The following is a 26,904-nucleotide window of genomic DNA, read 5'->3' on the forward strand; positions in this document are numbered from 1 at the left end:
CGCTTATCGGCTGTAGATTTTTAACGAACTCCGAAGCAACTTTGCGTTTACTTCGTTTGCTTTGCTGCGATCAGCGAAGCCTTGTAGTCTAACACGCTTTTTGAAGAAGCGTCAAACTTTTTTCGCTTTCAACTTCTTCGTTGGTCAGCGCCTCAGTGAAGAGACGCTGCGAATCCGTTTCAGCGGAGCCTTCGATTATGACTCGGTTTTCACAACCTCGTCAACTTTTTTCTGGCTCTTCGCGATCTCGTCGATGCTGAGCACCTCGGAGGCCACTGGACACCCGTTTCGCTTGCTCGGACCAATCCTCCGGGCTTCGCCGTCTGAACCTGGTCAGGCACACTTTTCAGGTGTCTACACAAATAAGAAAGCCCCAACCGACTGGTTGGGGCTTTCTAGGCTGTAAGAGCCTGACGATGACCTACTTTCACACGGGAACCCGCACTATCATCGGCGCTGACGCGTTTCACTGTCCTGTTCGGGATGGGAAGGAGTGGTACCACGTCGCTATGGTCATCAGGCATAAAGGGTTGTCAGCTTGATCTGTGATCAAGCAAACGAATTCATAGAGTTTGGAATCAGCTTTTGGCGAATTATTTTGAATGCGTCAACTTGGCATAACACCTTGATCAGATTGATCAAAGTTATAGGGTCAAGCCGCACGAGCAATTAGTATCAGTTAGCTTAACGCATTACTGCGCTTCCACACCTGACCTATCAACGTCCTGGTCTTGAACGACTCTTTAGGGGGCTCAAGGCCCCGGCAGATCTCATCTTGAAACGAGTTTCCCGCTTAGATGCTTTCAGCGGTTATCTCTTCCACACTTAGCTACTCGGCAATGCCACTGGCGTGACAACCGATACACCAGAGGTGTGTCCACTCCGGTCCTCTCGTACTAGGAGCAGGCTTCCTCAAATCTGCAGCGCCCACGGAAGATAGGGACCAAACTGTCTCACGACGTTTTAAACCCAGCTCACGTACCTCTTTAAATGGCGAACAGCCATACCCTTGGGACCGGCTACAGCCCCAGGATGAGATGAGCCGACATCGAGGTGCCAAACACCGCCGTCGATATGAACTCTTGGGCGGTATCAGCCTGTTATCCCCAGAGTACCTTTTATCCGTTGAGCGATGGCCCTTCCATACAGAACCACCGGATCACTATGTCCTGCTTTCGCATCTGCTCGACTTGTCAGTCTCGCAGTTAAGCACGCTTATGCCATTGCACTATCGTCACGATGTCCGACCGTAACTAGCGTACCTTCGAACTCCTCCGTTACGCTTTGGGAGGAGACCGCCCCAGTCAAACTGCCTACCATGCACTGTCCCCGATCCAGATAATGGACCTAGGTTAGAACCTCAAACACACCAGGGTGGTATTTCAACGTTGGCTCCACAAGATCTAGCGACCCTGCTTCAAAGCCTCCCACCTATCCTACACAGATCTGTTCAAAGTCCAATACAAAGCTACAGTAAAGGTTCATGGGGTCTTTCCGTCTTTCCGCGGGGAGATTGCATCATCACAAACATTTCAACTTCGCTGAGTCTCAGGAGGAGACAGTGTGGCCATCGTTACGCCATTCGTGCAGGTCGGAACTTACCCGACAAGGAATTTCGCTACCTTAGGACCGTTATAGTTACGGCCGCCGTTTACTGGGACTTCAATCAAGAGCTTGCACCCCATCATTTAATCTTCCAGCACCGGGCAGGCGTCACACCCTATACGTCCACTTTCGTGTTTGCAGAGTGCTGTGTTTTTAATAAACAGTCGCAGCCACCGATTTTTTGCAACCCATTCATGCTTCGTTGTTCACTACACACTAATAGGGCACACCTTCTTCCGAAGTTACGGTGTCAATTTGCCGAGTTCCTTCTCCTGAGTTCTCTCAAGCGCCTTAGAATACTCATCTCGCGCACCAGTGTCGGTTTGCGGTACGGTCGTATATAGCTGAAGCTTAGTGGCTTTTCCTGGAACCTCGTTCAGTCACTTCACGGACAAGTCCGCTCGATCGTTGGCCTCGGTATATGTGCACCGGATTTGCCTAATGCACGCCTACATCCAACTAAACCAGAATAATCCAATAACTGGATGACCTATTAAGATCCGTCCCCACATCGCACTATATATCGGTACAGGAATATTGACCTGTTTCCCATCAGCTACGCATCTCTGCCTCGCCTTAGGGGCCGACTCACTCTACGCCGATGAACGTTGCGTAGAAAACCTTGCGCTTACGGCGAGGGGGCTTTTCACCCCCTTTAACGCTACTCATGTCAGCATTCGCACTTCTGATACCTCCAGCACGCTTTACAACGCACCTTCACAGGCTTACAGAACGCTCTCCTACCACTTGCAATAAATTGCAAATCCGCAGCTTCGGTAACTGGCTTAGCCCCGTTACATCTTCCGCGCAGGACGACTCGATCAGTGAGCTATTACGCTTTCTTTAAATGATGGCTGCTTCTAAGCCAACATCCTGACTGTTTTAGCCTTCCCACTTCGTTTCCCACTTAGCCAATTTTAGGGACCTTAGCTGGCGGTCTGGGTTGTTTCCCTCTTGAGTCCGGACGTTAGCACCCGGTGCTCTGTCTCCCAAGCTGTACTCATCGGTATTCGGAGTTTGCCTTGGTTTGGTAAGTCGCCATGACCCCCTAGCCAAAACAGTGCTCTACCCCCGATGGTAATACTTGAGGCACTACCTAAATAGTTTTCGGAGAGAACCAGCTATTTCCAAGTTTGTTTAGCCTTTCACCCCTATCCACAGCTCATCCGCTAGTTTTGCAACACTAGTCGGTTCGGACCTCCAGTACCTGTTACGGCACCTTCATCCTGGCCATGGATAGATCACTTGGTTTCGGGTCTACACCCAGCGACTGATCGCCCTATTCGGACTCGATTTCTCTACGGCTTCCCTATTCGGTTAACCTTGCCACTGAATGTAAGTCGCTGACCCATTATACAAAAGGTACGCAGTCACCCCTTACGAGGCTCCTACTTTTTGTAAGCACGCGGTTTCAGGATCTATTTCACTCCCCTCCCGGGGTTCTTTTCGCCTTTCCCTCACGGTACTAGTTCACTATCGGTCAATGATGAGTATTTAGCCTTGGAGGATGGTCCCCCCATATTCAGACAGGATTTCTCGTGTCCCGCCCTACTTGTCGCAAGCTTAGTACCACACAGGTCATTTCACGTACGGGGCTATCACCCGCTATGGCCAGTCTTTCCAAACTGTTCCGTTATGTCTTGTGCTATCACTTGCAGGCTTCTCCGATTTCGCTCGCCACTACTTTCGGAATCTCGGTTGATGTCTTTTCCTCGAGCTACTGAGATGTTTCAGTTCACCCGGTTCGCCTCGCATAGCTATGTATTCACTATGCGATACCTTTGCAGGTGGGTTTCCCCATTCGGAAATCTCCGGATCAAAGCTAATTTGCCAGCTCCCCGAAGCTTATCGCAGGCTATCACGTCCTTCGTCGCCTATCATTGCCAAGGCATCCACCACGTGCTCTTATTCACTTGACCCTATAACTTTGACGTTTCTTTCGAAACTACAAAATCATCTCAAGGAATATGTCAGGTCTTTCACCTGACGCGTTATGCCGTTACATTCAAAATTCGATTTGACTCGAAATTGAAGTTTCTTTTGACGCAATCAAAAATTCTATGTTGCTGATGGCACGGTCTGCACTAAACCTTTACGAATGTGCAGTTTCCATCAGCAACGCTGATTCGACTCTATGAATTTTTAAAGAACAGCCGATTGATCAAGAGATCTCGATCAACAACAAAGAAGCCTCATGCATGAGCACGAAGCCGCTTTGGTGTTGAATGTAAGTATCGTGTTGTGGTGGAGGATGACGGGATCGAACCGACGACCCCCTGCTTGCAAAGCAGGTGCTCTCCCAGCTGAGCTAATCCCCCGGATCTCCACGTTGTTCATTGGAAGTTTGGTGGGTCTAGTTGGGCTCGAACCAACGACCCCCGCCTTATCAAGACGGTGCTCTAACCAGCTGAGCTACAGACCCATTGTCGATCGACTCGACTTCTTCCAACAACCGATAAGTGTGGGCGTTTAAATTAAATTGCTGTTTCCAGAAAGGAGGTGATCCAGCCGCACCTTCCGATACGGCTACCTTGTTACGACTTCACCCCAGTCACGAACCCTGCCGTGGTAATCGCCCTCCTTGCGGTTAAGCTAACTACTTCTGGCAGAACCCGCTCCCATGGTGTGACGGGCGGTGTGTACAAGACCCGGGAACGTATTCACCGTGACATTCTGATCCACGATTACTAGCGATTCCGACTTCACGCAGTCGAGTTGCAGACTGCGATCCGGACTACGACTGGTTTTATGGGATTAGCTCCCCCTCGCGGGTTGGCAACCCTTTGTACCAGCCATTGTATGACGTGTGTAGCCCCACCTATAAGGGCCATGAGGACTTGACGTCATCCCCACCTTCCTCCGGTTTGTCACCGGCAGTCTCATTAGAGTGCCCAACTAAATGTAGCAACTAATGACAAGGGTTGCGCTCGTTGCGGGACTTAACCCAACATCTCACGACACGAGCTGACGACAGCCATGCAGCACCTGTGTTACGGTTCTCTTTCGAGCACTAAGCCATCTCTGGCGAATTCCGTACATGTCAAAGGTGGGTAAGGTTTTTCGCGTTGCATCGAATTAAACCACATCATCCACCGCTTGTGCGGGTCCCCGTCAATTCCTTTGAGTTTCAACCTTGCGGCCGTACTCCCCAGGCGGTCAACTTCACGCGTTAGCTTCGTTACTGAGTCAGTGAAGACCCAACAACCAGTTGACATCGTTTAGGGCGTGGACTACCAGGGTATCTAATCCTGTTTGCTCCCCACGCTTTCGTGCATGAGCGTCAGTACAGGTCCAGGGGATTGCCTTCGCCATCGGTGTTCCTCCGCATATCTACGCATTTCACTGCTACACGCGGAATTCCATCCCCCTCTACCGTACTCTAGCTATACAGTCACAGATGCAGTTCCCAGGTTGAGCCCGGGGATTTCACAACTGTCTTATATAACCGCCTGCGCACGCTTTACGCCCAGTAATTCCGATTAACGCTTGCACCCTACGTATTACCGCGGCTGCTGGCACGTAGTTAGCCGGTGCTTATTCTTACGGTACCGTCATGATCCCTCTTTATTAGAAAGAGACTTTTCGTTCCGTACAAAAGCAGTTTACAACCCGAAGGCCTTCATCCTGCACGCGGCATGGCTGGATCAGGCTTTCGCCCATTGTCCAAAATTCCCCACTGCTGCCTCCCGTAGGAGTCTGGGCCGTGTCTCAGTCCCAGTGTGGCTGGTCGTCCTCTCAGACCAGCTACAGATCGAAGGCTTGGTGAGCCTTTACCTCACCAACTACCTAATCTGCCATCGGCCGCTCCATTCGCGCAAGGTCTTGCGATCCCCTGCTTTCATCCGTAGATCTTATGCGGTATTAGCACAGCTTTCGCTGCGTTATCCCCCACGATTGGGCACGTTCCGATGTATTACTCACCCGTTCGCCACTCGCCACCAGGATTGCTCCCGTGCTGCCGTTCGACTTGCATGTGTAAGGCATGCCGCCAGCGTTCAATCTGAGCCAGGATCAAACTCTATAGTTCGATCTTGATTTTGCGCCCGACCTCGCGGTCGAGCAAAACTCACAAAAACGGAATTGAAGTGAACTTCACTTCTATTCTCATGAGCGTTTAAAGTCTTGCGACTTGTTCCGAAGAACTTGGCAATTACCTTCAAACGCCCACGCTTATCGGCTGTAGATTTTTAACGAACTCCGAAGCAACTTTGCGTTTACTTCGTTTGCTTTGCTGCGATCAGCGAAGCCTTGTAGTCTAACACGCTTTTTGAAGAAGCGTCAAACTTTTTTCGCTTTCAACTTCTTCGTTGGTCAGCGCCTCAGTGAAGAGACGCTGCGAATCCGTTTCAGCGGAGCCTTCGATTATGACTCGGTTTTCACAACCTCGTCAACTTTTTTCTGGCTCTTTCTTCGCTCTGCATAAAGACCATCCGGCCCTCCTTGCCACCACGCAACAGTTGCTGCGTATTGAGCGAAGCCCACGAGTATATGCCAAGGTTCCGACCCGGCAAGTCCCTTCGCAAGAAAAGTTGCGGTTCAGCACCGGTAGCCTATCTGGGCGGCCCCTCACCGCACTTGGCGCCCCTTGGATAATCCGTGTCACATGGCACTCATCACACTCCTCGACGCGCAACTCGCGTTCGGTCACGTCCCGCTGCTCGATCATGCGGACTTCTCTCTTCTCGCCTCGGAACGCATCGGCCTCATCGGCCGCAATGGCGCCGGCAAGTCATCGCTCCTCAAGATCCTGGGGGGCCTGGAGAAGACAGACGATGGCACCCTGCAGCTGCAGCAGAACCTGCGCGTCGCCTATGTGGCGCAGGAGCCCGTACTGGACATGGATGCGGATGTCTTCACCGCCGCCAGTGCGGGACTGGCCTCGGTCATCGCCGTGCGGGACCTCTACCTCTCGGGTGCGGAGGGACTCGACCTGGATGCCCTCCAGTCCCAGATCGAGGCCTTCGATGCCTGGAACTGGGAGCAGCGTGTCGAAGAGACGCTCCACCGCCTGCACCTCGACCGCGATGCCCGCGTCGGGTCGCTCTCCGGCGGTACGCGCAAGCGCGTGGCGCTGGCACAGGCCCTGGTGGCCGCCCCGGACGTTCTGCTGCTCGACGAGCCGACCAACCACCTGGACCTCGATTCCATAGAGTGGCTGGAAGAACTGCTGATCGACTTCAAGGGCAGCGTGATCACGATCACCCACGACCGGAGCTTTCTCGACCGCGTCGCCACCCGCATCGTCGAGCTGGACCGGGGCAAGCTGAACTCCTACCCCGGCAACTTCGCGCAATACCTCTTGCAGAAGGAAGAGCAGCTCGCCCAGGAAGCGGTGATCAGCGCCAAGGCCGACAAGCTCCTGGCGCAGGAGGAGATCTGGATCCGAAAGGGCGTGGAAGCCCGCCGTACCCGCAGCCAGAGCCGCATCGGCCGTCTGGAGGCGCTGCGCGCCAGCCGTGCGAGCCGGCGCGAGGTACAGGGCAGCGTCAATATGGACGTGGCCAGTGGCCAGTCCAGCGGCAAGATCGTTGCCGAATTGACGGACGCGACCAAGTCCTTCGGCCCGAAGACCGTGATCCGCAACTTCAGCGGCACCATCCTGCGCGGCGACAAGATCGGCCTGCTCGGCCCGAACGGCGCGGGCAAGACCACCCTGCTGAAGCTCATCCTCGGCCAACTCGAGCCCGATAGCGGCAAGATCCGCCGCGGCACCAACCTGCAGGTCGCCTATTTCGACCAGATGCGCGAGGCGCTGAATCTCGACGCCACCCTGGAAGACTTCATCAGCCCCGGCAGCGAGTGGATCGAGATCGGCAAGCAGCGCAAGCATGTGAAGAGCTACCTGGGCGACTTCCTCTTCTCCCCGGCCCGGGCCAATTCGCCCGTGCGCTCCCTCAGCGGCGGCGAGCGCAACCGGCTGCTGCTGGCTCGCCTCTTCGCCCGCCCTGCGAATGTGCTGGTGCTCGACGAGCCCACCAACGACCTGGACATCGACACGCTCGAGCTGCTCGAGGACCTGCTCCAGAGCTACGACGGCACCGTCTTCCTGGTCAGCCATGACCGGACCTTCCTGGACAACGTTGTGACCAGCACCATCGCCTATGAAGGCGACGGCCACTGGCGCGAATACGAAGGCAGCGTGCAGGACTGGCTGACCCAGTCCAAGCGCGCCCGCGAGATCGCCGAGCAGCGCGCGGCTGCCGCACCGTCCGTCGCGGCAGCGCCCGTGCCAGCGCCGCCCGCAGCGGCCGACACCCGCCCCGCCGGCATGCGCAAGAAGCTCAGCTACAAGGAGCAGCGCGAACTCGATGCCCTGCCGACCACCATCGCCGCGCTCGAAGAAGAGCAGCAACGCATCAACGAGACCTTGGCCCTCGACGGCGGCGCCATCTACGCGAGCGATGCGACCCACGCCGCCGCCCTGGCCGAGCGCCACGCCCGCATCGACGAGGAACTGCTCGCCGCGCTCGAACGGCAGGAAGCACTCGGCGCAACGCGCTGAACGCCGATGCAGCATCGGCCGCCGTCCGACGACGGCCGCGCGCGGCGTGCGCTATACACACAGCCCCTCACCGCTGGAACCACCGCATGCCGTTTTCTCGCGTCTTCAGTCGCCCCCTCCGCATCGGCGCACTGGCGCTGCTGCTTCCGCTGTTCCTGGCGGTCGGCTGCGCCCAATTGCCCAAGGACGTCGAGCGCCCGGTCTCCAACGCACTCGCCGTACCAGCCGAGACCCCGCTGGGCGCCCTGGTGCAGCAACGGCGCGGAGCAGAACGGGCCCGCTTCGATTCGGGCTTCGTGCTTCTCAACGGACCCGCCGCCGCCTATGGCAGCCGGCTGGCGCTGATCGAAGCCGCCCAGAAGACGCTCGACCTCCAGTACTACGCCATCCATGCCGACGCGAGCACCGGCCGGTTGCTGCGCGGGGTGGTGGACGCGGCCCGGCGCGGCGTCCGCGTGCGGGTGCTGCTCGACGACTTCCACAGCACCGGCCGCAATGCGCTGGTCATGCAGTTGGCCTTCGAGCCGAACATCGAGATGCGCATGTTCAACCCGGTGGCCGGTGCGCGCGGCTCGTCCGTGGGGCGCATGTTCAACGCCCTCGGTGATTTCGACCGGGTGCAGCAGCGCATGCACAACAAGCTCTTCATCGCCGACAACGCCATGGGCGTGACCGGGGGCCGCAACCTGGGCGACGCCTATTTCGGCATCGCGCAGACCGGCAACTTCGTCGACGTCGACGTGCTCGCCGCCGGCCCGATCGTCCAGGACATGTCGCGCAGCTTCGACAGTTACTGGAACAACGAGCGCGCCTACCCCGTGCAGTCCCTCGTGTCGCGCGAAGAGCTTCTGAAGATGCGTGACCAGGCGCGCGCCGCGACGGCTGCCCAGCAGGAGCGTGACGGCAACGCCGACGGCGCCAAGCCGCCGGACGGCGAACCCCGGCCCTCCGACGCCGGGCCGACGGAGGCGCAACGCGCCGCCGCCTGGGACGAGAAGCCGCTCGACCTGCGCACGGTCACCTTCGTCTGGGCGCCGGCGGTGATGCTGGCCGACAAGCCCGCCAAGATCGCCGCCGAATCGGACAGCCCGCCGGACACCTCGCCATCCCCCGCGCTGGTGGTGACGCGGGCGCGCAGCGCCGACGGCGCCCGTCGCCTGTCGGCCCTGGAAGACGCCTCGGCGAGCGCGGACGGTGGTGAGACCGTGGTGTCGGGCCTGCTGCAGCTGATCGACCAGGCCCAGAAGGACCTGACCATCATTTCGCCTTACTTCGTCCCCGGACCGGACATGAAACGCGCCTTCGCCGCCGCCCGCGCGCGCGGCGTGCGGGTACGGGTGCTGACCAACTCGCTGGCGTCCAACGATGCCCCCATCGCGCACGTCGGCTATGCCCGGCACCGCGAAGAGCTGCTGGCGATGGGTGTCGCACTGTACGAGATGCGCAGCGAACAGGCGGGCCTGGGCAGCGCCCTCGGTGCCTCCGGCGCGAGCGCCACGGGCGAATCGCGCTCGATGCTGCATTCCAAGGTGCTCGTGATGGATGGCCGGCTGCTGGTGGTCGGTTCGATGAACCTGGACCTGCGCTCGCAGTTGCAGAACACCGAACTCGCCCTGCTGATCCGCAGCGCCGAACTGTCGCGCGCCGCGATCGCGCAGATCGACAGCGTCATGCAGACCGGCGCCTGGCACGTCGAACAGGCCGACGGCGGCCTGGTCTGGCGTGCGCCGCCGGGCAGCGGGCTGGCCGACACCCGCACCGAGCCGGACGCCAGTGTCGGCCTGCGCCTGCTGCTCAAGCTCTTCGGCCCGCTCGCGCCCGACGAATTGCTGTAGCGACCGCTGCGTCGGCGTCAGGCCGCCAGCGCCTGCGTCACGGTGTGGATCAGCAGCCCGACCAGCCCGCCGACCAGGGTGCCGTTGATGCGGATGAACTGCAGGTCGCGGCCGATGTGGCGCTCGAGCTCATCCGTCATTTCCTGCGCGTTCCATTGCGCAACCCGCTCGACGATGTAGCGCCGGATGTCCTCGCGGTAGCGGGCGATGGCCACCGGCGCGGCTTCGGTGATCTGCTCGTTGATCCAGCGGCGGAAGGGCTCGTCCTGCTGCAGGCGTGCGCCCATCGAGCCGGCCAGCGCGGCGATGCGCCGGCGGATGCTCGAGTCGTCGCGTGCGAGGTCGTCGTGCAGCCAGTCCAGCAGCGTGTCCCACAGCCCGTGCAGGTAGTCGGTGAGCGCGGGGTGCGCCAGCAACTCGGCGCGGATCGCCTCCCCGCGCGCGCGGAAGTCGGGGTCGGACTTCAGCCGCTCGACGAAGTCCGCCATGAAGCCGTCGAAGCGCAGCCGCAGCGGGTGGCCCGGCTCGGCCGCCACGTCGCCGAGCGTGTTCACCAGGGCTGACACGATCTTGCGCGTCGCGGCACGGGCAGCCACCTGGTCGAGCCCGACGTAGCGCAGCGTCTTGATCTCGCGCGCGATCGCCTCGGTGATGTGCTCCTGCACCGTCTCGCCCTGCATCACATCGGCCACCTGCGTCAGCACGTCGTCGAGCAGCGCCTGGTGCCGCCCGCCGGCAGTGAGCGCGTCCAGCGACTGGCCCAGCAGGCGCGACACGTCGACCTGCGCCAGCCCGGCGGCGGCGGCGCGCCCGACGAAGGCGCGTGCCCGCTCGTCGTCGAAGGCGCTCAGCCCGTAGCGCACCGCAGCCACCGCATGCTGGCCAAGGCGCTCGCCGTGCGCCGGCTCGGCCAGCCAGTTCGCCAGGCGCGCCGCCGGGTCGAACTCGCGCAGCTTGGCCAGCACCTGCGGCGTGCTCAAGAAGTTGTCGAGGATGAAGCCCGCCAGCTTGGCGCCGATGCGGTCCTTGTTGGCCGGAATGATGGCCGTGTGCGGAATCGGCAGGCCCAGCGGATGCCGGAACAGCGCCACCACCGCGAACCAGTCGGCGATGGCGCCGACCATCGCCGCTTCGGCAAAGGCCGCGACGTAGCCCCAGGCCGGGTGCCGCGCCTCCAACGCGTGGGCCACACCGTACAGCACCGCGGCGCCGCACAGCAGGCCGAGCGCGACGCGCTTCATCACGCTCATCGGAACCCGGAGCGCCTCACGGCAGGCTGCGCGTGTGGGCCAGGCCCTGCAGGAAGACCTCGCAGCGCGCGAGTTGCTCGAGCGTCACGTACTCGTCGGGCTGGTGCGCCTGGGTGATGCTGCCGGGGCCGCACACCACGGTCGGGATGCCCGCGCCCTTGAAGAGACCCGCCTCGGTGCCGAAGGCCACCAGCGTGGTGCCCTGCTCGCCCGACAGGCGCTGAGCCAGCTTCGTGATGGGGTCGGTGGCCGAGCCGAGGAAGCTGGGCACCTCGCAGATCGTCTCGAAGCGAAAGCCCGTGTCGGCGGCCACCTTCTTCATCGGCACCTCGAGCCGGCCGGCGTAGGCCAGCACCTCCTTTTGCATCTGCTGCGCGTCGGCGGTCGGCAGGTTGCGGAATTCGTAGCGGAACTCGGCGTCGCGCGGCACCACGTTGTCGGCGATGCCGCCATGGAACTGGCCGACGCTGGCGGTGCTGAAGGGCACGTCGAAGCCGTCGTAGCGGCGCTCGTTCTGCTCGAAGCCTTCGGCCATGTCGCGCACCTTGCCGACCACGCGCGCGGCCATCTCGATGGCATTGACCGACTGCGGCGTGAGCGACGAATGCGCCTCCTTGCCGCGCACGCAGCAGCGGTAGCGGTACACGCCCTTGTGGGCGATGGCCGGCACCATGCTGGTGGGCTCGCCGATGATGCAGGCCATCGGCTGGATGTTCTGCTCCTTCATGTCGGCGATCAGCTCGCGCACGCCGAAGCAGCCCACCTCTTCGTCGTAGCTGAAGGCGAAATGCACCGCGAAGGGCGCGTTGCTTTCCAGGAAGGCCTCGGCGTTCGCCAGCGCCACGGCGATGAAGCCCTTCATGTCGGCGGCGCCGCGGCCGTACAGGCGCGGGCTGCCCAGGGCGGCGAGCTCGTCGTGCGGGCCGGCCGGTACCGGGCCGCCGCCTTCGGAGGGCCAGTGCTGGACCATGGCCGACAGCGGGTCGATGCTCCAGTCCTGCCCGTCCCACGGCACCGTGTCGGTGTGGCCCGACAGGATGATGCCGCTGCGCTTGCCGGTGCCGAGCGTGGCGAACAGGTTCGCCTTGGTCTTGTCGGCGTTGTAGGTCAGGCGGCTGCGCACGCCGAGCGCGGCGAGCTGGTCGCGCACGAAGCCGATCAGTTCCAGGTTGCTGTTGGCGCTGACCGTGTTCATGCGCACCAGGGTCTGGGCCAGTTCGAGGCTGCGGGCGGAAAGGAAGAGTGACATGCGGCCATTGTCCCCGGAAGTGCGCACAGGTGGTCCGCCTGGCCATCTGTCATCGACACGGTGTAGGCTGGCCCTTCGTTCACTACCACCGGGATCACGCCATGACGCCTTCGACCAGCGGCTGCCTCACACGGACCCTTCGCCCCGCCCCGTGGTGGGCCCTGTCGGTGCTCGCCACGCTCGGCCTGGCCGCGTGCACGACGCCGCGCACGCCGACCGCCCTGCCCACGCTCGACGGCAAGCCGCCGCTGGTGGTCGCGCACCGCGGCGCCTCGGGCCAGCTGCCGGAAGAGACGCTGGAAGCCTACGCCCGCGCCATCGAACTGGGCGCCGACGTGATCGAGATGGACCTGCTGTCCACCAAGGACGGCGTGCTCGTCACCCGACACGACCCCAACCTGATGATCAGCACCGACGTGGCGAAGCACCCCGAGTTCGCGTCGCGCAAGAAGACGATGCAGGTCGACGGCGAGACGCAGACCGGCTGGTTCGTGCAGGACTTCACCCTGGCCGAGCTGCGCACCCTGGGCGCCATCTCGACCGACGCCGAGCGGCCGCAGCAGTTCAACGGCCGCTTCAAGGTGCCGACCTTCCAGGAGGTGGTCGACCTCGCCAAGGCCAAGTCGCGCGAGACCGGCCGCACCATCGCGATCTACCCCGAAACCAAGAACCCGACCTGGTTCCGCGACCTCGGCCTGCCGCTGGAAGACAAGCTGATCGCCATCCTCGAGGCCGCCGGCTGGAACAGCAAGACGGCACCGGTCTACGTGCAGTCCTTCGAGCCGGGCAGCCTGAAGTACATGAAGGCCAAGGGCCTGAAGACCAAGCTGATCCAGCTGATCGACGGCGACGGCATCGACATGCGCACCGGCGCCATGACCTATGCGGTGCCGGTCGACCGGCCCTACGAATGGACCAAGGCCGGCGACCGGCGCAATTTCGACGTGATGGTGACGCCGGCCGGCCTGGCGGAGATCGCCACCTACGCCGACGGCATCGGCCCCTGGAAGCGCTACATCGTGAGCATCAAGGGCACGATCGGCGCTGACGGCAAGCCGGTCGACGTGAACGCCGACGGCAAGATCAACGACGCGGACGCCACCTCGGCCACGCCCACCACCCTGGTGGCCGACGCGCACCGGGCCGGGCTCTTCGTGCACCCCTTCACCTTCCGCAACGAGTCGCGCCGGCTGGCCCGCGACTACCAGGGCGACCCGAAGAACGAGTACATCGCCTTCTACCGCCTGGGCGTGGACGGCGTCTTCACCGATTTCACCGACACCGCCCTGGCGGCGCGGGCCACCTGGCTGAAGGAAACCGGACGCTGAGCTGCGGCATGGGCACGTTCTTTGCGGGCTTGATGGCCCACGCCTAGACTGTGCCCCATGAAACTCATCGATTCGCTTGTCACCCAGGCTGCCGGCATCGCCTCGATCCGACGCGACCTGCATGCCCACCCCGAACTCTGCTTCCAGGAAGTCCGCACCGCCGACATCGTCGCGGCCAAGCTGACCGAGTGGGGCATCCCGATCCACCGCGGCCTCGGCACCACCGGGGTGGTCGGCATCGTGAAGAACGGCACCAGCTCCCGGGCCATCGGCCTGCGCGCCGACATGGACGCGCTGCCGGTGACCGAGCTCAACACCTTCGCGCACGCCAGCCAGCACCAGGGCAAGATGCACGCCTGCGGCCATGACGGCCACACCGCCATGCTGCTGGCGGCCGCCCAGCACCTGGCCAAGCACCGCAATTTCGACGGTACGGTCTACCTGATCTTCCAGCCGGCCGAAGAAGGCGGCGGCGGTGCCCGCGAGATGATCGCGGATGGCCTGTTCGAGAAATTCCCGATGGACGCGGTCTATGGCATGCACAACTGGCCCGGCATGAAGGCCGGCCAGTTCGCCGTGAGCCCCGGCCCGGCCATGGCGTCGAGCAACGAGTTCAAGATCACGATCCACGGCAAGGGCGGCCACGCCGCGCTGCCGCACACCGGCATCGACCCGGTGCCGGTGGCGTGCGAGATGGTGCAGGCCTTCCAGACCATCCTCACGCGCAACAAGAAGCCGACCGACACGGGCCTGATCTCCGTCACGATGATCCATGCCGGCGAGGCCACCAACGTGATCCCCGACATCTGCGAACTGCAGGGCACGGTGCGTACCTTCTCCCTCGAGGTGCTCGACCTGATCGAGCGCCGCATGAAGCAGATCGCCGAGCACATCGGCGCGGCCCACGACACCGAAGTCGACTTCTACTTCCACCGCAACTACCCGCCGACCATCAACACCGCCGCCGAAGCCGACTTCGCCCGTGCCGTGATGGCCGGCATCGTCGGCGCCGACAACGTGCTGCCGCAGGAAGCCGCGATGACGGCCGAGGACTTCTCCTTCATGCTGCAGGCCAAGCCCGGCGCCTATGCCTTCATCGGCAATGGCGACGGCGCGCACCGCGACATGCACCACGGCGGCGGCCCGTGCACGCTGCACAACGCGAGCTATGACTTCAACGACGACCTGATTCCGCTGGGCGCGACCTGCTGGGTCGAACTGGCCGAGCAGTTCCTGAAGCCCGGCAGGACCGGCGTGTGATCGGCGTCGCCGAGGCCTTTTCGCCCAGCTATGCGCTGGCGCGCCGCAAGTTCCTGCAGGGCTGCGTCGCCGCGGGCCTCACGGTCGACACGCATCCGCATCCGCTCAAGGGACGGGACGGCGAAGAGCTCGCGATGGACGTGGCCTACGACGGCCCGGCCAACGCGCGGCAGCTGCTCCTGGTGACCAGCGCCTGCCACGGCATCGAGGGCCACTGCGGCAGCGGCGTGCAGGTGTTCGCGCTGCACGACACCGAGTGGCGCGAGAAGGCGCGCGCGGCCGGGGTGGGCGTGCTCTACGTGCACGCGCTGAATCCGCACGGCTTTTCGTACGGCCGGCGCGTGACCCATGAAAACGTCGACCTTAACCGCAACTTCATGGACTTCACGCAGCCGCTGCCGGTCAACGCGGCCTATGCCGAACTGCACCCGCTGCTGCTGCCCAAGGCCTGGCCGCCTTCGCCCAGGAACCAGGCCGAGATCGACGGCTGGATCGCGTCGCATGGCGTGCCGGCCTACCAGGCGGCGATCTCCGGCGGCCAGTACCAGTTCGACGACGGCCTCTTCTTCGGCGGCAAGGCCCCGACCTGGAGCAACCGCACGCTGCGGCAGGTGCTGCAAAAGCATGCGCAGCAGGCGGCTAAGCTCGCCTGGATCGACCTGCACACCGGCCTCGGCCCGAACGGGCACGGCGAGCGCATCTTCGCCGGCCGCGACGACGCGGCCGCCTATGCGCGAGCGAACGCCTGGTGGGGCGGCGAGACGGCGGTGACGTCGATCTACGACGGTTCGTCCACCTCGGCGCTGCTCACCGGCCTGAACTGGGGGGTGATCTACGACGAGTGCCCGCACGCCGAGTACACCGGCATCGCGCTCGAATACGGCACGGAACCGATCCTCGAGGTGATGGGTGCGCTGCGCGCCGACCACTGGCTGCACCAGCACCCGGACGCGGCGCCGGAGCTGGCGGACGCGATCCAGGCGCGCATGCGCGATGCCTTCTACACCGACACCGACGGCTGGAAGGGCCAGGTCATCAGCCAGGCACGCCAGGCGATGTTCCAGGCCGTGGATGGCCTGTCGAAGGCCTGAGCCTCGACGTCAGCCGGCCGCCGCGCGCGCCTCGGCGATCACCAGCAGCCCGTCCATGATGAGCCCGTCGACCAGCTCGAAGGGGCTCACCATCGACGGCGCCATCTTCCAGCCGGCACCGCCGGTCATGTAGCAGGCGGGCTCGGTGCCGCAATGCGCCCGGACGTGCTGGCGCATGCGCTCCACGGCACCGGCGATGGCGTAGGTGCCGCCACTGGTCAGCGCGTCGCTGGTGTTGGTCGGGAACTCGCGCACCTCGCCGGTCGGCACGTGCAGGCCGGCGGTGCCCGACTCCAGCGCGCGCAGCATGATGCCGTGGCCCGGCAGGATCAGGCCGCCGAGGAACTTGCCGTGCACGTCGATGGCCTCGACCGTGACCGCGGTGCCGATCATCACCACCACCATGGGCCGCGCCGGCCCCTGCGACAGCATGCGATGGCGCGCGCCGATCATCGCGACCCAGCGGTCGGCACCCAGGCGCGTGGGGTGGTCGTAGCCGTTGATCACGCCGGCTTCGGCGGCGCTCGACACCACCCAGCGCGCCGGGCAATCGAAGCGCTCGAACACCTGCTCCTCGGCGCGGCGCCGTACCGCGTCGCCTGCCACCGCGCAGCCGAGCATGGCCGTCGGTGATGGCAAATCGGCCCACGGGCCCTCGGCCAGGCGCTCGATGTGGTCGAGGAATTCGGCGCCGCTCGCCAGCAGCTCGGCGCCCGGTCGCCCCGCTGCATAGAGCGCCCACTTGAGCCGCGTGTTGCCGATGTCGATGGCGAGGAAGGTCATGGCGGATTATTTGCGAGTTTGCCCGGACACGTGCTTACCCTTGCTTGCAAGCATGCGCCTGGCGCCTACGCCTCGGTGCGGCAGGCGTGCTTACAGTGCCCCTTCATCACCACACGAAGGAGAACAACCATGGGTCTGCTGAGTTTCATCAAGGAAGCGGGAGAGAAGCTGTTCGGCGGTTCGTCGGCGCATGCGGCCGAGCCGGGCGCCAACCCCGACGCGGCGGCGTCGGCCGCCATCAAGACCTACATCGAGACCCAGAACCTCGGGCTCACCGACCTGATCGTCGCGTACGCGGGTGCCACCGGCGTGGTCACGCTGTCGGGCAAGGCGCCGTCGCAGGAGGCGAGCGAGAAGGCCGGCCTGGCCGCCGGCAACGTGGCCAACGTGACCAGCGTCGACAACCAGCTGGTGGCCCCCGAAGCGCCGGCCGCGCAGTACCACGACGTGGTGCGGGGCGACACGCTGTCGGCCATCTCGAAGAAGTACTACGGTGACGCCAACAAGTACAACGCGATCTTCGAAGCGAACAAGCCGATGCTCACGCATCCGGACAAGATCTACCCGGGCCAGAAGCTGCGCATTCCGCCGTTGAAGTGAAGACCGCCGGCGCGGCAGCGCTTCAGTTCTGCTTCCAGGGCAGGCCGCGAAAACGCCACCCTCCCGTGCGGCCGCGGTGGCCGTCCGCATCGGGATTGCCCTCGAAACCTTCGAGGATGTTGTAGGCCTCGATGCCCAGCTCGGTCGCGCGCTTGGCGGCCGCGATCGAGCGCACCCCGCTGCGGCACAGCAGCACGGCCTTGCCGCCCGTCGGCACGGCAGCACGCAGGCCCTCGTCGAAGGCCGGGTTCATCGCCATGCCCGGCCACTGCTTCCACGCCAGCGGCACCGCGCCCGGCACGTAGCCCACCCACTCGCGTTCGGCGTCGCTGCGCACATCGATCAGCACGGCCTGGCCGCTGGCCACCCACTGTGCGGCCTGCTCGGGGGTGACATCGCCGGCGTAGCCGTCGGCAGGGGTGAAGTTCGCTGGGGATGACGCCATCTCTGTCCTCGAATGTGCTGGGTTGATTGCGTCGCGCATCTTCACACGGATCGTTTTCCCTTCGCGCTACGAAGCCTCGGCAACATGTGCTTGCAGACTTCGTCGCCGGTTCACCCGAAACCACGCCGTCGCTGACAGCCGGCCGCGCGGCCGGCGCGTTACAAGCAGAGCTTCATCCCTGATCGGTGACGGGTGCCTGCCCGAAGCCGACCTTCTGCCATGACTTCATTTCTTCGACTCCTCTTGGCGCGACCAGCCGCCTGGCGCGCAGGCGCCATCGGCCTGATGCTGTGTTGCGCTGCGCTGGGCGCAACCGCCCAGGATGCCGACCCGCCAGGCCGGGTCGCGCGCCTGGGCTTCCATCAGGGCACCGTGAGCTTCTCGCCCTCCGGCGACGACAGTTGGTACGACGTGGCACCCAACCGCCCGCTGACCACCGGCGACCGCCTGTGGACCGACCGCGGGGCGCGCGCCGAACTGCAGGTGGGCTCGTCCGCGGTCCGCATGGACGAGCAGACCAGCCTCGAGCTCACGCAGGTCGACGACGGCACGACGCAACTCACGGTGGCACAGGGCACCGTGCAGTTGCGGGTGCGCGACGACCTCGCCGGGCAGCGGGTCGAGGTCGACACCGGCAACCTCGCGATGGTGATCCAGGCCGCCGGCGACTACCGCATCGACGCCGACCCCGCCGCCGGCACCACCCGCGTCGCCGCCGCCGCCGGCAGCGCGGTGATCTATGGCGACAACGGCGAATCGGTGGCGCTCGGCGCGCGGCAGCAACTCGTCGTCACCGGGCGCAACCTGGCCGCGGCCGGAGGCGCCCCGCAGGGCAGCGACGACTTCGACCGCTGGGCGGCGGAACGCAATCGGCTGGAGGACCAATCCGTCTCGGCACGTTATGTGTCGCGCGAAGTGGTGGGCTACCAGCAGCTCGACCGCTACGGCGACTGGCAGAACGACCCGAGCTACGGCAACGTCTGGTACCCGCGCGAAGTCGATGCCGACTGGGCGCCGTACCGCGACGGCCAGTGGGTCGACGTGGCGCCCTGGGGCTGGACCTGGGTGGACGCCGCGCCCTGGGGCTTCGCCCCCTTCCACTATGGCCGCTGGGCCCGCATCGGCCCACGTTGGGGCTGGGTGCCGGGGCGCACGCAGACGCGGCCGGTGTATTCGCCGGCCTTGGTCGGCTTCATCGGCGGGCCGGCCAGCGCCAACCTCGCCATCGGCGGGGGCCGCCATGGCGTGGGCTGGTTTCCGCTGGCGCCCGGCGAGCGCTGGCAGCCGGGCTACCGCACCAGTCCGCGCTATGTCGAAGCGGCGAACCGCCCCTTCGTCGATGGCCGGAACCGCCCGCCGCCGCGCGATGCCGCTTACGCCTACCAGCGCCATCCCGGCGCCCTGACCGTGGTGCCCGCCGATCGATTCGGCCGCGGCCGCGTCGACCGGCGCGAGCTGGTGCGGCTGAGCGACGACCGCATGCCGCGCGCCGCCGTGACCACGGCGGCGCCCGTTCCCCTCCCCGACCGCGGCGCAGGGCGGCAGGGCGGATGGGGGCGCCCGGTGGCTGCAGCGCCACCAGCCCCCGCACAGCAGCAGCCGAACCGGCCGATGCCACCCGAGAACCGCGGGCGCGGCGCCTTCCCGCGGCCGCAAGGTCCACAGAACCCGCGCGAGGGGTCCGACGGACAACGAGCGGCGGCGTTCCAGCAGCAGCAGGAACAGCAGCAACGCCAACAACAGCAGATGAACGCCACGCGCCAGGCGCAGGAGGCGCAGCGCGCGACGCAACAGCAGCAACAACAGATGCAGATCCAGCGCCAGCAGGAACAGCAAGTGCAGCAACAGCGCGCGGCACAGGCCCAGATGCAGCAGCAGGCGCAACGCCAGCAGAACGACATGCGTCAGGCGCAGGAAGCGCAGCAGCGGGCCGCCGAGCAACAACAAGCGATGCGGCAGCAGCAACAGGCACAGCAGGCCGAACGCGCGCAGCAAGCGCAACGCCAGCAAGAGCAGATGCAGCAGATGAACGCGGCGCGACAGGCGCAGGAAGCACAGCAGCGCGCCATGCAGCAACAACAGCAACAGGCCCAGCGTCAGCAACAGCAGGTCCAGCAGCAACAGCAGCGCGACGACCGGCAGCGGCAACAGACGGCCCGGGTGCAGCAGGCCCAACAGCAGCAAGAGCAACAACGCCAGCAGCAGCAGCAGCAGCAGCCACAGCCACAGCAACAGCAACAAGGCCCCGGCGGCCGGCCGGGGTTCCGCGGACGCCCTGGGGATCAGTCCTAAGGCAGCGCGGTGCATCCATGCCGGGCTACAGTCGCGGCAAGGAACCCCCATGCCCACATACGACTTCGATCTCTTCGTCATCGGCGGCGGCAGCGGCGGCGTGCGCGCCGCCCGCATGGCGGCGCAACGCGGTGCGCGCGTGGCGCTGGCGGAGGCCGCCGAACTGGGCGGCACCTGCGTCAACGTCGGCTGCATTCCCAAGAAGCTCTACAGCTACGCCGCGGGCTATGCGGAGGCCTTCGAAGAGGCGCAGGGCTACGGCTGGCAGCTCGGCGAGGCGCGCTTCGACTGGGATGTGCTGAAGGCGAACCGCGCCCGCGAGATCCACCGCCTGAACGGCATTTACGGCGGGCTGCTCGACGCGGCCGGCGTCACGCTCGTCACCGGCTGGGCGCACCTCGAGGATGCGCACACGGTGAAGGTCGGCACGACGCGCCACACGGCCCGCTACATCCTCGTGGCGACGGGCGGACGCCCCTTCGTCCCCGACCTGCCGGGCCGCGAGCATGTGCAGGTGTCCGACGCGATGTTCGACCTGCCCGTCTTTCCTAAGCGGCTCGTGATCGTCGGCGGCGGCTACATCGCGTGCGAGTTCGCTTCCATCTTCAACGGGCTCGGCGCACAGGTGACGCTGGTGCAGCGGCAGGCGCATCTGCTGAGCGGCTTCGACGAGGACGTGCGCGAGTTCCTGGCGCGCGAGATGGGCAAGGCAGGCGTCGACATCCGGCTCAACGCCGAGGTCGCATCGGTCGCCGCCGGCCGCGGCAAGGATGCGCCCCTCGCCGTGATGCTGTCGCGCGGCCAGCAGCTGGAAGCCGACACCGTGCTCTACGCCACCGGCCGCGTACCCAACACGGAGGGGCTGTGCCTGGAGGCGGCCGGCGTCGCGCTCGACGAGCGCGGCGCGGTGAAGGTCGACGCGCGCTACCGCAGCAGCGTGCCGTCCATCTACGCGCTAGGCGACGTGTCGACCAAGATGCAGCTCACGCCGGTGGCGCTGGCCGAGGCGATGGCCGTGGTCGACGCGCTCTTCGGCGACGGGAAGCGCAAGGTCGACTACGACTATGTGCCCACGGCCGTCTTCACGCACCCGAACGTCGGCACCTGCGGCCTGACCGAAGCGGAGGCGCGCAAGAAGTACGGCAAGGTCACGCTCTTCAGCAGCGAGTTCAAGGCACTGCGCCACACGCTCTCGGGCCGCCAGGAGCGCACCTTCCTCAAGCTGATCGTGGACGACGCCAGCGACCGCGTGGTCGGCCTGCACATGGTCGGCCCCGAGGCCGGCGAGGTGGTGCAGGGCTTCGCGGTGGCGATGCGTGCCGGCGCCACCAAGGCGCACTTCGACACGACCATCGGCATCCACCCGACGGTGGCCGAGGAGTTCGTCACCATGCGGCAGCCGATGCCGGGGTGAGCTCCCACTGAAAGCCATGCGTCTTGCCGATGACCTGAAACGGTGGGCCAGGCGGATCAAACGCGACGGCGTGACGCTGTGGTTCGCGGGCCAGGATGCCCGAACGCCCTGGTACGCGAAGGCACTTGGCGTCCTGGTCGTGGCCTATGCGCTGAGCCCGATCGACCTGATTCCCGACTTCATTCCCGTGCTCGGCTACGTCGATGACGTGCTGCTGCTTCCCGGCCTCATCTGGCTGGCCATCCGGCTCTTGCCCGACGAGGTGCGCTCGGAGTGCCGCGATCGAGCCGACGCGTGGATGCGGGCGCACGGCGCGAAGCCCAGCAGCCGGGCCGGCGCGGTCTTCATCGTGTTGCTGTGGCTGGCCGCCGGCGTGGCGGCAGGGCTGTGGCTCATGCAATGGGCTTCTTGACGACAAATCGCGGGCAAGGCGCTGCTTCGGCGAGTCGCCAGCGCCGCCGCGCCGACGGACAACTGCACAATGGCGCCATGCCCTACATGCCGCCCTTCGTCGCCCCCGCCCGCTTCACCGATGCCGCCGCCGCCCTGGCACAGGTCCAAAAGATCTACCAGCAGGCGCTGGCGCATCTGCGGGACTCGATGCTGCGCTTCGTGGCGGGCGAAACCCTGCCGGGCCGGGTGCGGGCCTGCTACCCCTTCGTGCGGGTGCACACCCACACGGTGTCGCGCCAGAGCCCGCCGACCACCGCCGGCCTGAGCTACGGGTTCGTCGCGGGGCCGGGCCGCTACGAGACGACGCTGACGCGGCCCGACCTGTTCCACCGCTACTACCTGGAGCAGTTCCGCCTGCTGCTGGAGAACCACGGCGTCGAGCTCGAGATCGGCACGGCCACGCAGCCGATCCCGATCCATTTCTCCTTCGCCGAGAACGACCACATCGAGGGCACGATGAACGCCGAACGCCGCGCCCTGATGCGCGACGTGTTCGATCTGCCCGACCTGGCCGCCATGGACGACGGCATCGCCAACGGCACCTACGAACCGAAGGCGGGCGAGCCGCAGCCACTGGCGCTCTTCACTGCCGCGCGGGTGGACTACTCGCTGCACCGGCTGCGCCACTACACGGGCACGGCCCCCGAGTGGTTCCAGAACTTCGTACTGTTCACCAACTACCAGTTCTACATCGACGAGTTCGTGGCGCTCGGCCACAAGGAGATGGCGAACCCCGACAGCCCCTACGTCGCCTTCATCGAACCCGGCAACGTCACCAGCTACCGGGTCGGCTACGACGGCCCCGAAGGCGGCATCGCGCCGCCGCGGCTGCCGCAGATGCCGGCCTACCACCTGGTGCGCGAAGACCGCGCCGGCATCACGATGGTGAACATCGGCGTGGGTCCCTCGAACGCCAAGACCATCACCGACCACATCGCCGTGCTGCGCCCGCACGCCTGGATGATGCTGGGCCACTGCGCGGGCCTGCGCAACAGCCAGCAGCTGGGCGACTACGTACTGGCCCACGCCTACGTGCGCGAGGACCATGTGCTCGACGAGGAGCTGCCGCTGTGGGTGCCGATCCCGGCGCTGGCCGAGATCCAGCTGGCGCTGGAGAAGGCGGTGGAAGAGGTCACGCAGATCAGCGGCCCTGACCTGAAGACCATCATGCGCACCGGCACCGTGGCCAGCACCGACAACCGCAACTGGGAGCTGCTGCCGCAGAACGAGCCGCAGCGCCGCTTCAGCCAGAGCCGCGCGGTGGCGCTCGACATGGAAAGCGCCACCATCGCGGCCAACGGCTTCCGCTTCCGGGTGCCCTACGGCACGCTGCTGTGCGTGTCCGACAAGCCGCTGCACGGCGAGATCAAGCTGCCGGGCATGGCCAACCATTTCTACCGCGAGCGGGTCGAGCAGCACCTGCGCATCGGCATGAAGGCGATCGAAATCCTCCGCGCCGAAGGTTCGAGCCGGCTGCACAGCCGCAAACTGCGCAGCTTCGCGGAAGTCGCCTTCCAATAAATAGTCACCCGCTTGCGGGATGCGCGCCGGATGTCTTTTGACATAGCGGCGTACGCTATCGTCCATGGCGGCGCGCGCTGCCGGCCCCGGCCGTCGCTGCGTCCCCACCCACCCATGCCCTCCCCCCTGGAACCCGACATCCTCGACGCCTTGCGCCAAGCCACGTCCTCGCTGCATGCGCAGGTGGACCAGTGCCTGCCGCTCGCACGGCCGTCGCCGAGCCTGGCGGACTACCGGTCGCACCTGCGCATGCTGGAGGCCTGGTTGCAGCGGCTGGCCGGTCTCGAGCCCGCGCCGCCGGCGCTGGCCACGCACCGCGCCCAGCTGGCCGGCGACCTCGCCGCCTGCGCCGCGCTGCTGCCGCCCGACGCAGTGACGCGTGCGCCCACGCCTCCCACGCGCACGTCGCCCGGCCTCGCATTCGTGTGGGGCGTCTCGTACGTGCTCGAAGGCTCGCGCCTGGGCGGCCGCGTGCTCTACCGGCAGCTCGCCGAGCGCCTGGCGCCGCACCCCCTGAACTACCTGCAGGGCGCCGGCGAGCAGACCGGTGCGCAATGGAAGGCCTTCCTCGCACAGCTGCGGGACCAGGCCTTCGGTCCCGCCGAGGTGCGCAGCGCCTGCGACGGCGCCGTCGAGGCCTTCGAGACGCTGCTGGCCTGCCACCGTGAGGCCATCCCATGAGCGCGACGCTGCCGATCAACCTCGACAACTGCGCCCGCGAGCCGATCCACATCCCGGGGCTGATCCAGTCGCACGGGGCAATGCTGGCCGTGGGCACCGACCACCGCGTGGTCCACGCCAGCGCCAACCTGCGCGCGCTGCTCGGTGCCTCGGCGCCGGCGCTGGGCGATGCGTTCACGGCGGCGCATTTCGAGGGCGACGCGGCGGTCCACGACGCCCTGAACGAACTGCTCGACGGCACGGACCCGGCCGACGGCGTGCCCGCCAGCAGCGAGGTGCACCTCAACGGCCAGGTGTTCGACCTGGTGGTGCACCACAGCGGCGGGCTGGCCGTCGCCGAGTTCGAGCAGCGCCCCACGGGTGCCGACGTGAAGACCGATTTCGCCCTGAAGGCGCACCGCGCGATGGAGCGGCTCAAGCGCCAGAAGTCGATCGCGAGCCTGATGGACTTCGCCGTCGGCGCGGTGCGCCAGCTGACCGGCTTCGACCGCGTGATGGCCTACCGCTTCCGCCACGACGACAGCGGCGACGTGGTGGCCGAAGACTGCGCCAAGACGCTCGAGCCCTTCCTGGGCCGCCGCTATCCGGCCAGCGATATCCCGGCGCAGGCGCGGCGCCTCTATGTGGTCAACACGCTGCGGCTGATCGCCGACGTGCATGCCGCGCCGGTGCCGGTCGAGCAGGCGGCGGACGTCCAGCGCCCGCTGGACATGAGCCACAGCGTGCTGCGCAGCGTGTCGCCGATCCACATCGAGTACCTGCAGAACATGGGCGTGGGCGCGTCGATGAGCATCTCGATCGTCGTCAACGGCCAGCTCTGGGGCATGCTCGCCTGCCACCACACGGGGCCGCTGCAGGTGCCGTACTCGGTGCGCATGGCCTGCGACGTGCTGGCGCAGATCCTCGCGGCGCATGTGCAGAGCCTGGCGGCCGGCGAGCAGGCACGGCGCAGCGCCGACGCGGCGGAACTGCGCACCCGCCTGATCGAGGCCGCCCTGCATGCCGACGACACCGCGTCGGCCCTGGTCGACAAGGCGAAGGACCTGATCGTGGCCTTCCAGGCGCAGGCGGCGATCATCGCGGAGGAGTCGAAGCTGCATGTCGAAGGCGACGTGCCGCACGACTTCGCCGTCCAGCTCATCGCGTGGCTCGACGCGGCGCAGGCGCCGGCCGGCCACCTGCTGTCGACCGCGTCGCTCAAGCAGCTCGCGCCCGCACTGGCCGGTGGCCCGGGGGTCTGGTGCGGGGTGCTGGCGCTGTCCTTCGACCCGGCCGCCCACGGCTGGCTCGTGCTGCTGCGCAAGGAGCAGATCGAGACCATCCATTGGGGCGGCCACCCCGAGAAGACCTACAAGGTGGGCCCGCTCGGCCCGCGCCTCACGCCGCGCGGCTCTTTCGATGTCTGGCGCGAGACGGTGCGCGACACCTCGGTGCCGTGGGACGCCCACGACCTCGAGTTCGGCCGCCGCCTGCTGGACGAGCTGCTGCGCGCCCGCTCCGCCCGCCTGGCCGAGATCGCGCGGGGCCGCACCGAGCTGATGGCCATGCTGGGCCACGACCTGCGCGACCCGCTGCAATCGATCGCCATGGCCGCGCGACTGCTCGGCAAGGAGGCCGAGCGCGACGGCGTGGTCGCCAGCACCGGCAGCCGCATGGGCCAACGCATCCAGGCGTCGAGCACGCGCATGGCGCGGATGATCGGGCAGGTGCTCGACATGTCGCGGCTGCAGACCGGTGGCGGCGTCGAGATCCAGCGCAGCGAGGTTGACCTGCGCGCCTTGCTCGACGACCTGCTCGACGAGATCCGCCTGGCGCACCCCGGCGTGAACGTGGTGCGCGACGCCCCCGACGGCCTGATGGCGCAGGTCGACGGCGACCGCATGGCGCAGGTCTTCACCAACCTCGTAAGCAACGCGCGCCACCATGGCGCGCCCGGTGCGTCGATCCGCGTGCAGCTCGCGGCCCGGGACGGCCAGGCGCTGTTCGAGGTCAGCAACGTCAGCCCGCCGATCCCGGCCGATGTCGAGCCCCAGCTGTTCAACGCCTTCAAGCGGCGCGACCATGCCAACCTGCGCAACCGCAGCGGCCTGGGCCTGGGGCTGTACATCGCGCATGCCATCGTCGAGGCGCATGGCGGCACCATCGTCTACCGCTACGCCGAGCCCTGCGTTGTCTTCAGCGTGCGGGTGCCGCTGGCCCCTGCCGCCCCCGACCTTCCCTCCTTCTCCGCATGACACCTGCATCCTCCAGCCGCCTGGTCTATTCCACCGACAAAGGCCGCGTGTGCCCTGACTGCCGGCAGGCGGCCGCCGACTGCCGCTGCAAGGCCACGGCGGCGGTGCCGAAGGGCGACGGGATCGTGCGCGTGTCGCTCGACACCAAGGGCCGCAAGGGCAAGGGCGTGACGCTGGTGCGCGGCGTGCCGCTCGCGGCCGACGCGCTGACGGCGCTCGCCAAGCAGCTCAAGGCGAACTGCGGGTCCGGCGGCACGGTGAAGGACGGCACGATTGAGATCCAGGGCGACCACCGCGACACCGTCGTCGCCGCGCTGCAGAAGCAGGGCATGACGGTCAAGCGCGCGGGCGGGTAGGTTCG

Annotated in this window: 17 protein-coding genes, 2 tRNA genes and 3 rRNA genes; 13 read left to right on the forward strand and 9 right to left on the reverse strand. The window is 65.5% G+C overall.

Going from position 1 to position 26,904, the window contains the following annotated elements; genetic code table 11:
- Window positions 1-408: 408 nt before the first annotated feature.
- The 5 genes from rrf to QTH86_RS14050 all read right to left on the reverse strand — a co-directional run bounded on the left by rrf (window position 409) and on the right by QTH86_RS14050 (window position 5,632).
- A 5S ribosomal RNA gene (gene rrf / locus QTH86_RS14030) occupies window positions 409-521 on the reverse strand.
- A 127-nt stretch (window positions 522-648) separates the two neighbouring features.
- Window positions 649-3,524, reverse strand: a 23S ribosomal RNA gene (locus QTH86_RS14035).
- Between the two features lie 323 nt (window positions 3,525-3,847).
- Window positions 3,848-3,923, reverse strand: a tRNA-Ala gene (locus tag QTH86_RS14040).
- A gap of 27 nt (window positions 3,924-3,950) precedes the next feature.
- Window positions 3,951-4,027 (reverse strand) — tRNA-Ile (locus tag QTH86_RS14045).
- 70 nt (window positions 4,028-4,097) lie between these two features.
- Window positions 4,098-5,632: ribosomal RNA gene (locus QTH86_RS14050) — 16S ribosomal RNA — on the reverse strand.
- The 16S, 23S and 5S rRNA genes sit together here with 2 tRNA genes alongside, the layout of an rRNA operon.
- Window positions 5,633-6,208: 576 nt before the next feature.
- Between QTH86_RS14050 and QTH86_RS14055 the strand changes: the two genes are divergently transcribed.
- Together QTH86_RS14055 and QTH86_RS14060 are read left to right on the forward strand one after the other, a co-directional pair.
- Window positions 6,209-8,107 carry an ATP-binding cassette domain-containing protein gene (locus QTH86_RS14055; RefSeq protein ID WP_286646841.1) on the forward strand — a complete coding sequence of 633 codons (1,899 nt, stop codon included), beginning with the start codon at window positions 6,209-6,211 and terminating at the stop codon, window positions 8,105-8,107.
- An 86-nt stretch (window positions 8,108-8,193) separates the two neighbouring features.
- Window positions 8,194-9,942 (forward strand): phospholipase D family protein, encoded by a 1,749-nt coding sequence (locus QTH86_RS14060; protein ID WP_286646842.1) that lies wholly within the window; start codon window positions 8,194-8,196, stop codon window positions 9,940-9,942.
- 17 nt (window positions 9,943-9,959) lie between these two features.
- On the opposite strand, the gene QTH86_RS14065 is transcribed toward QTH86_RS14060, so the two are convergent.
- Window positions 9,960-11,192, reverse strand: coding sequence for a DUF445 domain-containing protein (locus tag QTH86_RS14065; protein WP_286646843.1), 1,233 nt, complete (start codon window positions 11,190-11,192; stop codon window positions 9,960-9,962).
- 16 nt (window positions 11,193-11,208) lie between these two features.
- Complete coding sequence (locus tag QTH86_RS14070) at window positions 11,209-12,441, reverse strand: M20/M25/M40 family metallo-hydrolase (RefSeq protein ID WP_286646844.1); 1,233 nt, start codon at window positions 12,439-12,441, stop codon at window positions 11,209-11,211.
- Window positions 12,442-12,542: 101 nt separating this feature from the next.
- Between QTH86_RS14070 and QTH86_RS14075 the strand changes: the two genes are divergently transcribed.
- The 3 genes from QTH86_RS14075 to QTH86_RS14085 are packed head-to-tail and all read left to right on the forward strand — an operon-like array spanning window position 12,543 to window position 16,120.
- Window positions 12,543-13,769, forward strand: a complete 1,227-nt coding sequence (locus tag QTH86_RS14075) for a glycerophosphodiester phosphodiesterase (protein ID WP_286646845.1) — start codon at window positions 12,543-12,545, stop codon at window positions 13,767-13,769.
- Window positions 13,770-13,826: 57 nt separating this feature from the next.
- Window positions 13,827-15,029: a M20 aminoacylase family protein gene (locus QTH86_RS14080; RefSeq protein ID WP_286646846.1), complete on the forward strand. Its 1,203-nt coding sequence runs from the start codon at window positions 13,827-13,829 to the stop codon at window positions 15,027-15,029.
- Window positions 15,026-16,120: a M14 family metallopeptidase gene (locus QTH86_RS14085; protein WP_286646847.1), complete on the forward strand. Its 1,095-nt coding sequence runs from the start codon at window positions 15,026-15,028 to the stop codon at window positions 16,118-16,120. The genes QTH86_RS14080 and QTH86_RS14085 overlap by 4 nt, the downstream gene beginning before the upstream one ends.
- A 9-nt stretch (window positions 16,121-16,129) precedes the next feature.
- Here the strand turns inward: QTH86_RS14085 and QTH86_RS14090 are convergent, their stop codons facing one another.
- Window positions 16,130-16,903 (reverse strand): type III pantothenate kinase, encoded by a 774-nt coding sequence (locus QTH86_RS14090; RefSeq protein ID WP_286646848.1) that lies wholly within the window; start codon window positions 16,901-16,903, stop codon window positions 16,130-16,132.
- A gap of 129 nt (window positions 16,904-17,032) precedes the next feature.
- Between QTH86_RS14090 and lysM the strand changes: the two genes are divergently transcribed.
- The gene (lysM, locus tag QTH86_RS14095; RefSeq protein WP_286646849.1) at window positions 17,033-17,503 is read left to right on the forward strand and encodes a peptidoglycan-binding protein LysM; all 471 of its coding nucleotides are present in this window, start codon (window positions 17,033-17,035) and stop codon (window positions 17,501-17,503) included.
- 22 nt (window positions 17,504-17,525) lie between these two features.
- On the opposite strand, the gene QTH86_RS14100 is transcribed toward lysM, so the two are convergent.
- On the reverse strand, window positions 17,526-17,948 hold the full coding sequence (locus tag QTH86_RS14100) for a rhodanese-like domain-containing protein (RefSeq protein WP_286646850.1): 423 nt from the start codon (window positions 17,946-17,948) through the stop codon (window positions 17,526-17,528).
- A 219-nt stretch (window positions 17,949-18,167) separates the two neighbouring features.
- Here QTH86_RS14100 and QTH86_RS14105 point away from each other — a divergent pair, with 219 nt between their 5' ends.
- The 7 genes from QTH86_RS14105 to QTH86_RS14135 all read left to right on the forward strand — a co-directional run bounded on the left by QTH86_RS14105 (window position 18,168) and on the right by QTH86_RS14135 (window position 26,899).
- Window positions 18,168-20,240: a DUF6600 domain-containing protein gene (locus tag QTH86_RS14105; RefSeq protein WP_286646851.1), complete on the forward strand. Its 2,073-nt coding sequence runs from the start codon at window positions 18,168-18,170 to the stop codon at window positions 20,238-20,240.
- Between the two features lie 49 nt (window positions 20,241-20,289).
- The gene (gene gorA / locus QTH86_RS14110) at window positions 20,290-21,654 is read left to right on the forward strand and encodes a glutathione-disulfide reductase (protein ID WP_286646852.1); all 1,365 of its coding nucleotides are present in this window, start codon (window positions 20,290-20,292) and stop codon (window positions 21,652-21,654) included.
- 16 nt (window positions 21,655-21,670) lie between these two features.
- Window positions 21,671-22,066, forward strand: coding sequence for a YkvA family protein (locus QTH86_RS14115; RefSeq protein WP_286646853.1), 396 nt, complete (start codon window positions 21,671-21,673; stop codon window positions 22,064-22,066).
- Between the two features lie 77 nt (window positions 22,067-22,143).
- Window positions 22,144-23,628 carry an AMP nucleosidase gene (locus QTH86_RS14120; RefSeq protein WP_286646854.1) on the forward strand — a complete coding sequence of 495 codons (1,485 nt, stop codon included), beginning with the start codon at window positions 22,144-22,146 and terminating at the stop codon, window positions 23,626-23,628.
- A gap of 114 nt (window positions 23,629-23,742) precedes the next feature.
- Window positions 23,743-24,309 (forward strand): biliverdin-producing heme oxygenase, encoded by a 567-nt coding sequence (locus QTH86_RS14125; RefSeq protein ID WP_286646855.1) that lies wholly within the window; start codon window positions 23,743-23,745, stop codon window positions 24,307-24,309.
- Window positions 24,306-26,543, forward strand: a complete 2,238-nt coding sequence (locus QTH86_RS14130; RefSeq protein WP_286646856.1) for an ATP-binding protein — start codon at window positions 24,306-24,308, stop codon at window positions 26,541-26,543. The genes QTH86_RS14125 and QTH86_RS14130 overlap by 4 nt, the downstream gene beginning before the upstream one ends.
- Window positions 26,540-26,899 carry a translation initiation factor Sui1 gene (locus QTH86_RS14135; protein ID WP_286646857.1) on the forward strand — a complete coding sequence of 120 codons (360 nt, stop codon included), beginning with the start codon at window positions 26,540-26,542 and terminating at the stop codon, window positions 26,897-26,899. Before QTH86_RS14130 ends, QTH86_RS14135 begins: the two co-directional genes overlap by 4 nt.
- Window positions 26,900-26,904: the final 5 nt, after the last annotated feature.

The organism is Variovorax sp. J2L1-78 (assembly GCF_030317205.1).
Classification (GTDB): domain Bacteria; phylum Pseudomonadota; class Gammaproteobacteria; order Burkholderiales; family Burkholderiaceae_C; genus Variovorax; species Variovorax arabinosiphilus.

Bases quoted from the DNA above. Each gene is read 5' to 3' on its own strand.
- QTH86_RS14115 (WP_286646853.1), top strand. From the start codon at position 21,671: ATGCGTCTTGCCGATGACCTGAAACGGTGGGCCAGGCGGATCAAACGC.
- QTH86_RS14105 (WP_286646851.1), top strand. From the start codon at position 18,168: ATGACTTCATTTCTTCGACTCCTCTTGGCGCGACCAGCCGCCTGGCGC.
- QTH86_RS14060 (WP_286646842.1), top strand. From the start codon at position 8,194: ATGCCGTTTTCTCGCGTCTTCAGTCGCCCCCTCCGCATCGGCGCACTG.
- QTH86_RS14130 (WP_286646856.1), top strand. From the start codon at position 24,306: ATGAGCGCGACGCTGCCGATCAACCTCGACAACTGCGCCCGCGAGCCG.
- QTH86_RS14070 (WP_286646844.1), bottom strand. From the start codon at position 12,441: ATGTCACTCTTCCTTTCCGCCCGCAGCCTCGAACTGGCCCAGACCCTG.
- QTH86_RS14125 (WP_286646855.1), top strand. From the start codon at position 23,743: ATGCCCTCCCCCCTGGAACCCGACATCCTCGACGCCTTGCGCCAAGCC.
- QTH86_RS14075 (WP_286646845.1), top strand. From the start codon at position 12,543: ATGACGCCTTCGACCAGCGGCTGCCTCACACGGACCCTTCGCCCCGCC.
- lysM (WP_286646849.1), top strand. From the start codon at position 17,033: ATGGGTCTGCTGAGTTTCATCAAGGAAGCGGGAGAGAAGCTGTTCGGC.
- QTH86_RS14080 (WP_286646846.1), top strand. From the start codon at position 13,827: ATGAAACTCATCGATTCGCTTGTCACCCAGGCTGCCGGCATCGCCTCG.
- QTH86_RS14100 (WP_286646850.1), bottom strand. From the start codon at position 17,948: ATGGCGTCATCCCCAGCGAACTTCACCCCTGCCGACGGCTACGCCGGC.
- QTH86_RS14090 (WP_286646848.1), bottom strand. From the start codon at position 16,903: ATGACCTTCCTCGCCATCGACATCGGCAACACGCGGCTCAAGTGGGCG.
- QTH86_RS14135 (WP_286646857.1), top strand. From the start codon at position 26,540: ATGACACCTGCATCCTCCAGCCGCCTGGTCTATTCCACCGACAAAGGC.
- QTH86_RS14055 (WP_286646841.1), top strand. From the start codon at position 6,209: ATGGCACTCATCACACTCCTCGACGCGCAACTCGCGTTCGGTCACGTC.
- QTH86_RS14065 (WP_286646843.1), bottom strand. From the start codon at position 11,192: ATGAGCGTGATGAAGCGCGTCGCGCTCGGCCTGCTGTGCGGCGCCGCG.
- QTH86_RS14120 (WP_286646854.1), top strand. From the start codon at position 22,144: ATGCCCTACATGCCGCCCTTCGTCGCCCCCGCCCGCTTCACCGATGCC.
- gorA (WP_286646852.1), top strand. From the start codon at position 20,290: ATGCCCACATACGACTTCGATCTCTTCGTCATCGGCGGCGGCAGCGGC.